Raw genomic sequence first — 13,336 nt, 5'->3', positions numbered from 1 at the left:
CTCCTTTTTTGGCTCAGTTCGAATAAGGCGAACGGTAAGGGTTGACGGGCAGCGGCATGGCGCCGCCGCCGTCCTCGAACAGGTAGCGCAGGTAGAGGCCACCGGTGAATTGTCGATAGTCGCGGGCGTTGTCCACGCCGAAGGTGCCGCCGAAGAAGAACCCGTCGCCCAGGCGGTATTCGCCGCTGGCGCCCAGCGAGTAGCCGATGCCGGTCTTGTTCTGCGATTCGTAGCGGGTATTGATCGTGGTGCCCAGGGCGTCGGCGATGTCCGCGGCCGCTTCCAGGTAGGCCTGGCCGCCACCTTTACGGAAGTACGGCGCGCTTTCCTGCTCGATGTGCTGCAGGCCGACCGAACTCTGGATCTGATAGCTCCAGTTCGGCCCGCGTTGTGCCCAACTGACCGGCAGACCGATGGAGAAGAAGGTCTGCGGGCTGAAGTAACCGCCGTGGCCGTAGGTGAAGAAGCTCTGGTTGTTGTCGTAGGTGGAGCCGGACAGGCTGAGCCCGCCGGTCAGTCGCCAGTCCTGGTTGTTGAGCAAGTACCAGTAGATGCCGCTGCCCAGTTCGACGCGCTCGTTGTTCTCGACGTTGTTACCCGTCAGCTTGTGCCAGCCAGTGTAGGTATAGGCACCGAAGCGCTGGTTGTCATAACTGGCCTGGGCCCGCAGGCCGTTGGCGGTGACGCCACCCCATTCCACGCCGGTACGCGCGTCCCGTGCGCCGGCGAACGACACCAGGCTATCGGTCACCGAGCGCCGTGACAGGTTGAGGTTGTAGCGGAAGTTGCTGTTCTCCGTGAACGCCCGGTCCAGGCTGATACCACCGACGACATTGGTTTCCCGGAAGCCCATCGGGCTTGTGCCGATATCGGTCTTGATCCCCAGCGACGGCATCTCATAGGCCACGGCCAGGCCGACGCCGGTGTCTTTTTGTGAGCCAACGCTGTCGCCAAAGCTGTCGAGCGCGGTCAGTTGGTCATCGAGGGTTGGCAGCGCGAGGATGGATTCGACCTGGGCCGCGGTGAACCCGCCGAAGCGGCTGTAGCCCGAGTCATTCTCGTCCAGCCCGCCCGCATTCAACGACACCGGCGTCACGCGCACGGCCATACGGTCATCACCCACCGGGAAACTGATTTCCAGCGGGTTTTCGATATCGGTGATCTTGCTCAGTCCCGACTCACCGTTGTTGGTCCGCACGGTGAAGCCCTGCTTGATCTGCGGGCTGCGCGCCTCGCGGATGCTGTCCAGTTCGGTTTCGATCGCGGCACGCGGGTCGGGGTTGACCACCGCGCGCTCGGGCTCGTCCACCGGCAGCGCGCGGCGGCGCTGGCCGGGTTCGACCTCGCGGCTGGCGACCAGCACGGGTTCGTCGAACGGCTCGCGGTCCTCTGGCGCGGCGGCGACACTTGCGGCCTTGCGCGCCCTGGCCTGGACCTGCGCCGGCTCGGGAATCTCGTTGAACGCCATGTCTTCCAGGCGCGACGCCTTGCGCTGGCCGGGCTGGCCGACGAAGGGGTTGGCGGCGATGGCCTGGCCGAACGGGTTGTCGATCAGCTCATCCTTCGGCCCTTGCAGGGCCAGTGCCTGGGCATACAGCTCCTGGGCCTTGGCCAGCTTGCCGCGGCTGCGATACCACGCGGCGGCGGTGCTCAGCACTTGCGGGTTTTCCGGGGCCAGTTGCAGGCCGCGCTCGATGGCCTTTTCGGCCTGGGCGGTCTGGCCGTTTTGCTGGAAGGCCAGGGCGGCGCCCATCTGCACATCGGCGTTGTCCGGCTGCGCGGCCAGCAGTGGCCGATACAGGTCGACGGCTTTCTGCGGGTTGCGGTTGTCGAGGTACATGCGCGCCAGCGACGAGACGGCCTGGGCGTCGTCCGGGCGCTGAGCCAGGGCCGGGGCGAGGGTGTCGTAGGCGGCGACCAGGTCGCCTTTTTCCCGCAGCAGGTCGGCCTGGCGCACGGTGTACTGGAACAGCAGGTCGTCGTAGCTGCGCTGTTCGGCGGGCTTGAGCGGCACGCCGCGGACTTCACGCAGGATGTCGCTGACGTCGACGTCCTTGCCGGCCTTGAGCAGGGCGCCGCCGTAGGCGATGCGCAGGCCCGGGGTCGGCTTGCTGCTTTGGGCGATGGCGTTGCGCAGCAGGCTTACCGCGCGGTCGGTGTAGCCGATATCGATGTAGGCCGAGGCCAGTGCAGCGTACAGCTCGGGGCTGGCGTGAAGTCCGCTTTCCGCCCTCTGCAACAAGCCCAGCGCCTGGGAGCGCTTGCCCTGTTTGGCGAGGGACTGGGCCTGGCTGGCGAGCAGGCGCAGGTCGATTTCCTCGGCGAGGCTGGCCATGGGCGCAGTGCGTTGGCCGACGGGAATGCGGTCGAGCAATTGCCGGGCCTTCGACCACTGCTCCTGACGGCTGGCGAACAGCGCGCCCGCGTAGAGGGCCTCGGGTTTGTTGGGATTGGCCTGGACCAGCTCGTCCATGATCTGCCGCGCTTTGTTCGGCGCGTCGGTCTTCAGGTAGATGTTCGCCAGGTCGGAGCGGGTCCAGGGGTTTTGCGGGTCGTTGCGCACCGCGTCTTCCAGGGACTTGCGCGCGCCTTCCAGGTCACCGTGGCGCTCGGCGTCCTTGGCCTGGCCGACGGCGATGGCCGCCCGCAGCTTGCGCAGGTCGCCGAGGCGCTGACGCTGGGCATCGCTGAGGTTGTCGATCAGGCGCTGGGCTTCACTGAGCTTGCCGTTCTGCGCCAGCACGCTGACCAGGCCGCCGAGCGCGTCGGGCTGGGCGGCGTCCAGGCTCAAGGCATGGCGATAGGTGGTTTCGGCGCTGTCGAACTGACCCTGGGATGCCTGCAGGTCGGCCAGGCTGAGGTGGCCCTGGACTTCTCGCGGGTTGGCGGCGATGGCCCGTTGCAGCAGCTCGCGAGCCTTTTGGGGATTGCCGGCTTCGCGGGCTTCGGCCGCTTCGTCCAGCCAGACCCAGTAGCGGTTGGCGACCAGCGCGCTTTGCCAGCGGCTGGCGTTGCCTTGCTTGATGGCCTGGCGCAGCAGGGCGTCGGCGTCGTTCAGCCGGCCCTGGCGCTGGCGCACCAGACCGAGGCCGCCGAGGGCGTCGGCATCTTGCGGGGCTTCACGCAGGCGCGCCTGGAAAGACTGCTCGGCAGCGTTCAGGTCTTCGTCCTGCAGCGCCTTGAAACCGCGCTGCAGATGGGGATTCTGCTGATAGGTCGATTGCGCCTGGCGCAGGCCGGTGCGCATCTGTTCACGGATTTCCTCGTCGTCCGGGTAGGCCTTCAGGTAATCCTCGTACAGCGCGATGTCGGCCTTGCCGCCGCCGAGCCAGGACAGGCCCTGGCGCCAGGCTTCCACGGCCTGGCTGCCGATGGCCGGGTCGTTGCGGTACGACGCCAGTCGGCGAATGCCCTCGGCGCGTGTGCTTTCGTTGCTCAGCAACAGCTTGGCCAGGGTCAGCTTGATCCGGCCATTGTCGGGGTCCTGGCGTTGCAGGCGTTCCAGACCCTGACGCGCTTCTTGCCAGCCGTTGGCGGTATAACCGAGGGTGCCGTAGAACTCCAGGGCCAGTTCGCCCTGCGGAGCACTGCCGTCGAACAGCTCGCGGTAACCCGCCACGGCCTTGTCGCCTTCACCGGACTCGACCTGTACCCGCGCCTGGTTCAGGCGCTCGGCGTTGTCGTCGCCGTGCAGCTTGATTTCCTGTTCCAGCAGCAGCGCCTGGCGCTCGCCGGGATGGGCTTTTTTCAATTGCTCCAGGTAGCGCTTGGCGCCGTCCGGGCGATTGCCGTCCAGTTCCAGCAGGCCGAGGTTGTAGATGGCATCGGCCTGTTGCGGATCGATCAGCAGCAGCTTGCGCCAGGCTTCGGACGCCCGGGCCCGGTCCTTGCGCGCTTGCCAGTACTGACCCTGTTCGAGCAGCGCCTTGCCGTTCTCGTTGAGTTCGGCGTGGCCACTGTTGTGGATCAGGGCGGCGAGCAGGCCGACGGCTATGGTTTGGCGGCGCGAGCGCATGAAGTCTCCCAGAGAGGTTGCAGCTTCCCGTCGGCGAGGAAGCGGTAGTGCTGGTCCATGTAGCCGAGGGCGAACAGGCTGAGCACCACGTCGTAATAAGGGGGTTGTCGAGCCTGGACCGCTTCCGGGGTCAAGCTCTTGGCCAGCAGCGTATCGACGCGCGCGCGCTGCTGTTGCTCCAGCCAGGGTTGCTGGCGGGCCTTGAAGTAGGGCAGCAGGGCGGCGGAGAAACCGAAGGGCCCGTCGCCGCTGGTGGTGTTGCTTTTGACCTGGACTTTTTCCGGCGGCGTGCCTTGGGTCGCGACGGTCTGGGCCATGCCGCCGAGGCTGTCGAGCATCGGTTTGAACAGGGGGTCGCTGTTGGGGGTCAGGCCCGCCCACAGGTAGACGCGGATGGCGTCGTAGCTGCCAACTTCGCCCTTGACCGGGTCGATGACGAACAGGCCGTTGCCCGGCCCGGTGCCGCGGTAGCCAACCCAGTCGGCGACGAAGCCGTGCTGCCCGGCGCCTTTCATCAACGTGGCGGTGCTGCGGGCGATGTCGTTCCACGGACCTTGCGGATCGACCCCGGCCATGCGCCGCAGCACCGGCACCGGCAGGTAGCTGGGGTTGAGGTGCCAGAAGTGGTCGGGTTTGGCGAAGCCTTGCGGGCCGGGCAGCATGATCTTGCCGAGGCCTGGCAGGTCGGCCACTTCCTTGGTCTTGATGTTGTTCAGCAGCAGCGCGGCTTCCTTGCTGTAGCTGTCGTCCTGCCACAGCCGCGCGGCTTCGGTCAGGGCGTAGGCGAACCACAAATCGGCGTCGGAGGCCGAGTTGGTGTCCAGCAGGCGCCACTGGCCCTTTTCATCCTTGCCCCACCACCAGCCGGGCAGGTTATTGCCGATGTCGCTGCCGGCAAGGTTGTTCTTGGCCCAGGCCCAGAGCTTGTCGAAGGCGGCGCGATCGTTGGCCACCAGAGCGAAGAACATGCCGTAGGACTGGCCCTCCGAAGAGCTGTGCAACTGCGGCGTGCTGGCATCCAGCACCCGGCCGTCTGGCTGGATGAAGTGCTGGGTGAAGCTGTGCCACAGCGGCCACTCGGAGACGGCGCACTGGCTCGCGGCCTGGCTTGCGCCGGGTAGCAGCCAGGCGCTCAAGGCAGCGGCCAGCAGGGTTTTCAGCGGCGCGCGCCGTTTGGCAGATTTGACAATGTTCATGGATTACTCGTCCTTGAGCCGGCGTCGGGCGATCGCCCGCAGCGAAAAGTAGGCTGCGCAACTGACCAGGGCCACGCCCAGCACGGTCAGTCCCAGCAGCATGAAGACGTGCCGTGATAACACCCACTGGACGTATTTGAACGGGCCGAGATGGCCGACGTAGTAGGACTCGTCCGCCACCAGCGACTGGATGTGCTTGCCCTTGATCACCGCGAGGCTGCCTTGCAGCGACTGGGTGTAATGTTCACCGCCGATCAGCGCGTCGGTGATTTCCGCCAGACGCTGGGTCTGCGGGCTGGACAGCAGGACCACGCTGCGACCGCGCTGGAGTGGCGATTCGAAACCGCTGACATACGAGCTGCCGCTTTCGCCGCTGAAGGTCAGCGCACCGCGGGCCTTGCGCTGGTTGGCGACCGGGTCCGGGCTGATCCATTCGCGCAGGCGCAGCGGCAGGTCGGAGAACTCCACATAGCGCTTGGCATCCTCGCTACGGCTTGGCAGGTAGTCGGCCCATTCCTTGAGCAACGGCTGGTTGTTGCCGGACGACAGCACCAGCAGGTCCTTGTCGGCGAACTGCGCGACCTCGTCGGCCTGGCCCACGCTGACGGCGGTGGCCGGGTAGCCGGTGGAATCGCCGAAGCGACCGAGTACCGTCAGGTAGGCGTCCCAGTCGGCGGGGCCGGCGTTGTCCGGGAGGATCACCGCGGTCTGCGACAGGTCGGCCAGGCGCGTGAAGGGGAAGCCACTGTCCTTGAACACGCCGAGGTTGGGCATCGCCATGAAATGGTCATAGCCGCTCAGGTCGACCGTGGATTCCGGGTCGATCGCGCCACGCATGTTGTCGATGATGATGTCGTTGCATTCGCCCTGCTTGATGTAGTCGTACATGAAGCGGAACTGCAGGCGCGATTGCAGCGCCACCGAGTCCAGCGGCAGCAGCATGCTGGCTTCGCGGACCAGGCTGTCGTCGGTCTTCAGCGCCGCCAGCAGCTTCTCGCCGGCACCCATGCTCTGGACCGACGGCAGGTTCATCGAGCGGATGAACTGGTCGTTGAAGGCCACCATCAAAGACGAGTTGGTCGAGGTCTGCTGTGGCGTGTAGCGGTACTTGAGGTTCAGCCGGGCGCCGTCTTCACGCCAGTTGAACAGGTCCGGCGGCAGGCGCATCGGCACGGTAATCATCGCCGGGGCATAGCCGGAAACGTTGAGCTGGCGCGGTTCGAGCAATTCGCCCAGGCGCACCGGGCGATCGGTGGGCAGCCAGTTCGGTGCGTCGTAGGGCTGGCGTGGGACGAGGATGTCGACGGCGTCGATCTGCACGCTCTGCCCGGACAGGCTGCGGCTGCCCACCACCAACGCGGTGGCGGCGCGTTTGATTTCGTCGCTGTCGCGGCCGGCGATCACCAGCAGTTTGCCGTACGGGTCGTTGGGGTTGCTCACCAGCGACAGGGTCGGGCCCTGCACGGCTGGCAGGTCGAGACCGTCGAGGTGACTGGCCTCGGCGCTGTTGACCAGGACGATGCCGTTGCCCTTGGCCGGTAGGCCCTGCACCTGGCTGGCGAAGCGCGCGCCACGGTAGCTGGCCAGCGCGCCCAGCCACGAAGAAACCGCGCCGGCGGCTTCCAGAGTGGTGGTGTCCGGCGCCGCCGCAAATACGAACGGCATTGCCAGGGCACGGCGGTCACGGCGGTCGAACAGCGGCAGGGGCAGACCGGCGAGGTCGTTGGGTAGCTCGACCTGGGACACCTGAATGTTCAACTGGCTGTCGCTGCTAACCTTGGCCCACAGGCTGGAATGCAGCGGGTCTTCGCACTGCATGGTGTAGTGGCCGATCAACTGCACGCTCAGGCGGTTGAATTCGGTGATCAGGTACGGCGGGATTTCGATGGTGTGCTTCTGCACCGTGCCGGCGTTTTCCTTGGGCAGCGGCAGGCTGGCGGCCACCTCGTCGTTGACCATGATGTTGATCTGCGACAGGTCGCTGAGCAGGGCCGGCGAATAGGTGTACTGCAGCGTCAGTTGGGCGCCGGTCACCACTTCGTCCGCGCGCATATCGAAGTTGATCGTGTCGCTCGACTCGATGCCGCGCAGGCTCATGGTGTAGTCCTTGCCCAGCTCCTTGAAGCTGAGGCGGTAGCCTGGCGCGTCACTGGCGGGGAGGGCAGTGGCCTCCGGGCTGGCGGGCACCTGCGCGGTGTCTTCGGCGACGGCTGCCTGCCCCAGACCGCTCAATAGCAGCGCGCAGGCCAGCAGGGTGCGCGGACGGCGCAGCGGATTCACTTTTTCGCCGGTGAGAGCCGTGACAGTCATTGTGTTTCCAGTGCAGGTTCGATGTTCGGGGTGTCGGTCTTGCGGAAGTAGCGACGGTGGCGCAGCGCGGCCAGGGTGGCCTTGGCCAGGTCGGACATGCCGCGCAGGCCGACCTTGCTGACGTCGCGCAAGGCGCCCAGCGGGGTGTCGACGTTGGCGCTGCCCCAGGTCGAGGCCCAGGTGTCGGCGCGGGAGAACGTCAGGCGGACCATGTCGCTCTGTTGGCGCAGGGTCAGCTCGCGAAAGCGCATGCCGGCCATGTTGCCGCGGGCGAACATCACCCGGGCCGGCAGTACGCAGGCCTGGCCCTGGCGGTGCAGGGTGACGTTCAGTTCCATGTCTTTGTTCAGGCTGACGTCCGGCGGCAGCTTCACGCCCACGCCGCTCTGCGAGAAGTCGAGGGTGTGGCAGTCGATCTCGCGGCCGTCCGGCAGGCTCAGGCGCACCGGCAGCTCGGCATGCACCCGCGGCTCGGTGCGCACTTGACGGCTTTCACTGGCCACCGCCACGGCGGCGCTGGTCATGATGACGTTGTAGAGCGTCCAGCCGAGGTTGATGACGATGGTGATCGCCGCGTTGGGGTCGCCGATCAGCAACTGCACGATGCCGCAGACGATACCGATCAGGTTCAGCGCCAGGAGCACGATGTAGGGCCGGGCCAGCTTCCAGTCGAAGTAGTCCTTCTCGATGATCCCGCCCTTGTCGGTGACGTTGAAGCCACCGATCTTCGGGTTGATCAGCGCGACCAGCACCGGGCGCATGATGTACCAGGCCAGTACCGACTCGTACACCTCGTTCCAGAACGAGTGACGGAAACGCCCCTGGATCCGCGAGTTGGTCAGGCTGGCGTGGAAAATATGCGGCAGCACGTAGGCGGTGATCATCATGGCCGAGGCGTGGAAGATCTGTGCGCCGAAGATCAGGTAGGCCAGCGGCGCCGTGAGGAACACCAGTCGCGGCAGGCCGTAGAAGAAGTGCAGCATGGCGTTGACGTAGCAGACCCGTTGGCCGAAGTTCAGGCCTTTGCCGAAGAACGGGTTATCGGTGCGGAAGATCTGCGCCATGCCCCGCGCCCAGCGGATCCGCTGGTTGATATGCCGCGACAGGCTTTCGGTGGCCAGCCCCGCGGCCTGGGGAATGGCCAGGTAGGCGGTGTTGTAGCCCTTGCGGTTGAGCTTGAGGGCGGTGTGGGCGTCCTCGGTCACGGTTTCCACCGCCACGCCGCCGACTTCCAGCAGGTGGGTACGGCGGATCACCGCGCAGGAACCGCAGAAGAAAGTGGCGTTCCACAGGTCGTTGCCGTCCTGCACCAGGCCGTAGAACAGCTCGCCCTCGTTGGGCACCGAGCGGAAGGTGTCGAGGTTCTTCTCGAACGGGTCGGGCGAAAAGAAGAAGTGCGGCGTTTGCAACAGCGACAGCTTCGGGTCCTTGAGGAACCAGCCCATGGTCACTTGCAGGAAGGAGCGGGTCGGCACGTGGTCAGCGTCGAAGATCGCGATGAATTCGCCATCGGTGACTTTCAGCGCCTCGTTGAGGTTGCCGGCCTTGGCGTGACGGTTGTTGTCACGAATGATGTAGTTGACCCCGATCTGCCGGGAGAACTCGCGAAACTCGTCGCGGCGGCCGTCATCGAGCACATGGATACGCAGTTTGTCCCGCGGCCAGTCCATCGCCTGGGCGGCCAGCACGGTGAGTTTGACGATGCTCAGCTCTTCGTTGTACGTCGGCACGAACACGTCCACCACCGGCCATTCTTCCGGCGGCGTGGTGAGGATCATCGGCTTGCGCTTGAGCGGCCAGGCGGTCTGCATGTAACCGAAGGCGAGGATGATCAGCGCGTAAGTCTCGGCGGCCACCAGGCCGTAGCCGAAGAACATGTCCAGCCAGTTGTCGAACCCGAGGGTGTCGGCCAGGCGCCAATAGACGTAACGCAACGTGGCAATCAGCGACAGCGTGATCATCGCCATCACGGCCATGCGCCCTGGCACTTTGCGCAGGATCAGCAGCAGCGCCAGGCACAGGCCGGCGAAGGCGAACTGCCGTTCGAGGTCGAGTGGCGCGGTGATCACGGCCACCAGCAGAAACAACCCCAGCACGGCCGCGCCGATCTTCAGACCGAGCTTGAGGCTGTGCGGCAACTGTTCGAGGCGGGCAAACCAGGCTATCGCCCGCGCCCTCCTGGACGTCGGCAAGAGCGGCGTCGGGGTGAGTTGGGCGGTCATGAGGCGCTGGTTTCTTCGCGGTACTGCTCGATTCGTTGAGCCAGATCATGGGCAACCGCGCGCAGCACCTGGCAGGCAGGACTGTCGAGCGGTTGTTGCAGGGGGTCGTACTCGTAGGCCAGGGCCTCGTCGAGCTGGTGGTCCAGCGGCAGGGCGGCCAGCCAGCGGTCGCCCAGTTGCTGACGCAGCACTTCGGCCATGTCCAGGCTCAGCGGACGCTGGGCATCCACCTGATTGACGAGGAAGGCGCAGGTGCCAGGGCGCAGCGGCGCCAGCCAGGCTTGCAGTTTGTCCAGCACCCGATAGGACGCGGCGTCGGCGAGCGTCAGGGCAATCACCTGATTGGCAACGCCAAGCACTTGGTGCAACCACGGCGTGGCGCCGGTCGCAGTGTCAATGACCAGCAGGTCGTCGGCGCCCAGTTCGAGAGTGGCCAGGTGTTGCATCAACCACGCGGGATTGGCCGCCAGTTGCGCGTCGAAGGCGCGCACATCGGCGGCGTTGCTCGGGCCGAAAGGCAGGCATTCGATGCCGTTTTCGGTCAGGGTGCGGATGCCATCCCAGCCGGCGTCCTGCAGCCGCGCCTGATTGATACCGGGCGTGGAGCGGGGCAGGTTGAAGTGGCTGAGCAGGGCATTCTGCGGGTCCAGGTCGAGCACCAGGGTGCGACCGGTGGTGCGCTTGAGCAGTTTGCCCAGGGACGCCGCGGTGGTGGTCTTGCCGACGCCGCCCTTGGCGGACATCACGACGATGACATGGGCTTTGGGCCGCTGTGGCGGCTGGGCGCGCAGGGCGTTATCGAGGGCGCGGCGGTTGTTTTCCTCGGCGGCGGCGCGGCGATCACGGGCCACGACGGCCAGGCGGTCACGCAGGGAAGTGCCAGGCGAGAGGTCTTCGTTACTGTCTACCGAGGGTGCCGTCAGCACAGGCGCCGGCAGAGCGGCGAGGACGGGCGGACGCTTGGTTTCGACCAGGCTCATCGCCACCGGCTTGGCCGGCGCAGGCGCGGCAGTCGGTGGTGGCGCAGGGACGACAGCGACCGGCAGCGGTTCGAGGAATTCGAATTCGGTGTTGATTTCTTTGTAGCTGTCAGCACTTGCCCCAAAGCGGTGGAACAGGTTTCCAATATCGTCTGCTTGACTCATATATGTACTTCCAGCCTACGGCTATCTGGACTACAGAAGGGCAGGTTCGGATCTTCCAAGTGGGTAAGGGTGTGATATCAAAATGATTGTGTCAATATTTTGTTTATTTGCTGCGTGCCGTTTCGGTTGTCGGCGTGACAGAAAAATAAGCGCCATATTCTTGGCATTCGCAGTGATGGCTCTAGACCGGCCTTTCATCTCTCCATCGGCCCGCATTCCATAAAGTTGAATGGAAATTAAGGGTTAGCCTGACAGATTTTTCTGCGGGGAACCCTGATCTGCGTACGAAAAGACTTACAGATAATATCAATAATTCCTACAAGTTGCGCAAAGCGCTACCGGCCGGTGGTCGGCTGGAGAGGAGAAAGCGGGGGATTTTCGGGACTGCGGCGCAGTCCCGAAATGCTCACGGATTATTCAAGGCAGGCAACATCGATGCCAGCCCTGGCCTCAGTGAGGCGCGCGAGGAATGGTCTTGAGCAGGTCTTCGGCGCTGATATGGCCGACGATGGCGCTGCCGGGCTGCGGCAGGTCGAGGATATGGCCCTTCATTTTGCCCACCACATGCATTTCGCAGGGTTTGCAGTCGAATTTCAGGGTCAGCACTTCATCGCCATGCACCAGTTGCATCGGTGCCACCTTGGTGCGCACGCCGGTCACGCCTTTGGCCTGTTTGGGGCACAGGTTGAAGGAGAAGCGCAGGCAGTGTTTGGTGATCATCACCGGCACTTCGCCTGTTTCCTCGTGCGCCTCGTACGCCGCGTCAATCAGCTTGACCCCATGACGGTGATAGAAATCACGGGCCTTCTGGTTGTAGACGTTGGCCAGGAACGACAGGTGCGCCTCGGGGTACACCGGCGGCGGCGTGGTCTCGGCCTTGCGGCCACCGCGTGGATGGGCGGCGACGCGGGCGGTGGTCAGCGATTCGATGACCTCGCGGCGCAGGGCCTTGAGCTGCGAGTTGGGGATGAAGAACGCCTGTGGCGCGTCCAGTTCGATGGAGTCGGCGTGGTACTGGGTGGTGCCCAACTGGCCGAGCAGGTCGTGCAGTTGGTCCAGTGCCTGTTGCGGCTTGTTGGCTTCGCCGAACGGACCGTCCAGGTTGGCACTGGCGGCAACGCCTTCTTCGCTGATGGCGGTCAGTTGCAGGCGGTCTTCGCGCAGGCGCGCGACCCACGACAGGCCGATACGGCGCTCGGCCGAGGTCTTCTGCAAAGCCTGTTGCCAGTTGTGGTCGAGGTTGCGACTCAGCGGGTGGTTCGGCCGCAGCTTGAACAGGCCTTCCGGCATTTCATTCGGCTCGACGCGGTAGCGGTAGCGCTTCTCGCCGTCTTCCTCGAACTCGCCCTTGAGCTCGGCGATGTTGGCGCGGAAACCCACCACTTCACGCTTGACCAGGACATTGAGGCCGTCTCCGTTGGACAGCGGGTCATGGGTGACGACCTGCATGTCGCGCTTGCCGACCTTGTCCACCGTACCCACCAGCAGGCCGGTGAAAGTCGGCGAGTCGAAGGCGCCGATGTCGATCTTGCGCTCGCTGACGAAATAGTCGGTGCTGCCGCGGTGGAAGGTCTTGTCCGGGTCCGGGACGAAGAAATGCGCGGTGCGGCCGCTGGAGGCGCGGGCGAGGTCCGGGCGGTCTTCGAGGATGTCATCCAGGCGCTGGCGGTACCAGGCGGTGATGTTTTTCACATAGCCCATGTCCTTGTAGCGGCCCTCGATCTTGAACGAGCGCACGCCAGCGTCCACCAGGTCGCGCAGGTTGGCGCTCTGGTTGTTGTCTTTCATCGACAACAGGTGTTTTTCGTAGGCGATCACGCCGCCTTTTTCATCCTTGAGGGTGTACGGCAGGCGGCACGCCTGGGAGCAGTCGCCGCGGTTGGCGCTGCGTCCGGTCTGGGCGTGGGAAATGTTGCACTGGCCGGAGAAGGCCACGCACAGCGCGCCGTGGATGAAGAACTCGATCGCCGCGTCGGTTTCGTCGGCGATGGCACGGATTTCCTGCAGGTTCAGCTCGCGGGCCAGCACCAGTTGCGAGAAGCCCGCCTGGTCGAGGAACTTGGCGCGGCCGAGGGTGCGGATGTCGGTCTGGGTACTGGCGTGCAGCTCGATGGGCGGAATGTCCAGCTCCATCACGCCGAGGTCCTGGACGATCAGCGCATCGACACCGGCATCGTAGAGCTGATGGATCAGCTTGCGTGCAGGTTCCAGCTCGTTGTCGTGAAGGATGGTGTTGATGGTGGTGAAGATCCGCGCATGGTAGCGCCGGGCGAATTCCACCAGTTCGGCGATTTCGCTGACCTCGTTGCAGGCGTTGTGCCGTGCGCCGAAGCTCGGGCCGCCGATGTACACGGCATCGGCGCCATGCAGGATGGCCTCGCGGGCGATGGCGACATCGCGGGCAGGGCTGAGCAATTCCAGGTGATGTTTGGGCAGGGACATGATGTT

At 65.1% G+C, this 13,336-nt stretch carries 6 protein-coding genes; all 6 read right to left on the bottom strand.

Features of this window, described 5'->3' with window-relative positions; genetic code table 11:
• Positions 1–13 precede the first annotated feature (13 nt).
• Positions 14–4,015: a cellulose biosynthesis protein BcsC gene (locus CKW37_RS00520; RefSeq protein ID WP_095153479.1), complete on the bottom strand. Its 4,002-nt coding sequence runs from the start codon at positions 4,013–4,015 to the stop codon at positions 14–16.
• Positions 3,991–5,211, bottom strand: coding sequence for a cellulose synthase complex periplasmic endoglucanase BcsZ (bcsZ, locus tag CKW37_RS00515; RefSeq protein WP_095153478.1), 1,221 nt, complete (start codon positions 5,209–5,211; stop codon positions 3,991–3,993). The genes CKW37_RS00520 and bcsZ overlap by 25 nt, the downstream gene beginning before the upstream one ends.
• A gap of 3 nt (positions 5,212–5,214) precedes the next feature.
• Positions 5,215–7,521, bottom strand: a complete 2,307-nt coding sequence (gene bcsB / locus CKW37_RS00510) for a cellulose biosynthesis cyclic di-GMP-binding regulatory protein BcsB (protein ID WP_095153477.1) — start codon at positions 7,519–7,521, stop codon at positions 5,215–5,217.
• Complete coding sequence (gene bcsA, locus CKW37_RS00505; protein WP_095153476.1) at positions 7,518–9,743, bottom strand: UDP-forming cellulose synthase catalytic subunit; 2,226 nt, start codon at positions 9,741–9,743, stop codon at positions 7,518–7,520. The genes bcsB and bcsA overlap by 4 nt, the downstream gene beginning before the upstream one ends.
• On the bottom strand, positions 9,740–10,888 hold the full coding sequence (bcsQ, locus tag CKW37_RS00500) for a cellulose biosynthesis protein BcsQ (RefSeq protein WP_095153475.1): 1,149 nt from the start codon (positions 10,886–10,888) through the stop codon (positions 9,740–9,742). The genes bcsA and bcsQ overlap by 4 nt, the downstream gene beginning before the upstream one ends.
• Positions 10,889–11,338: 450 nt before the next feature.
• A complete protein-coding gene (locus CKW37_RS00495; protein WP_095153474.1) occupies positions 11,339–13,330 on the bottom strand; it encodes a U32 family peptidase in 1,992 nt (663 codons plus the stop codon).
• Positions 13,331–13,336 lie beyond the last annotated feature (6 nt).

The organism is Pseudomonas sp. Irchel 3E13 (genome assembly GCF_900187455.1).
GTDB lineage: Bacteria > Pseudomonadota > Gammaproteobacteria > Pseudomonadales > Pseudomonadaceae > Aquipseudomonas.
The sequence above is the reverse complement of the archived record's forward strand: the minus strand, read 5'-3'. Positions and strand labels throughout refer to the sequence as shown.

Excerpts from the sequence above, each read along its gene's own strand:
- CKW37_RS00520 (WP_095153479.1), bottom strand. The coding sequence starts at position 4,015 with ATGCGCTCGCGCCGCCAAACCATAGCCGTCGGCCTGCTCGCCGCCCTG.
- bcsZ (WP_095153478.1), bottom strand. The coding sequence starts at position 5,211 with ATGAACATTGTCAAATCTGCCAAACGGCGCGCGCCGCTGAAAACCCTG.
- bcsB (WP_095153477.1), bottom strand. The coding sequence starts at position 7,521 with ATGACTGTCACGGCTCTCACCGGCGAAAAAGTGAATCCGCTGCGCCGT.
- bcsA (WP_095153476.1), bottom strand. The coding sequence starts at position 9,743 with ATGACCGCCCAACTCACCCCGACGCCGCTCTTGCCGACGTCCAGGAGG.
- bcsQ (WP_095153475.1), bottom strand. The coding sequence starts at position 10,888 with ATGAGTCAAGCAGACGATATTGGAAACCTGTTCCACCGCTTTGGGGCA.
- CKW37_RS00495 (WP_095153474.1), bottom strand. The coding sequence starts at position 13,330 with ATGTCCCTGCCCAAACATCACCTGGAATTGCTCAGCCCTGCCCGCGAT.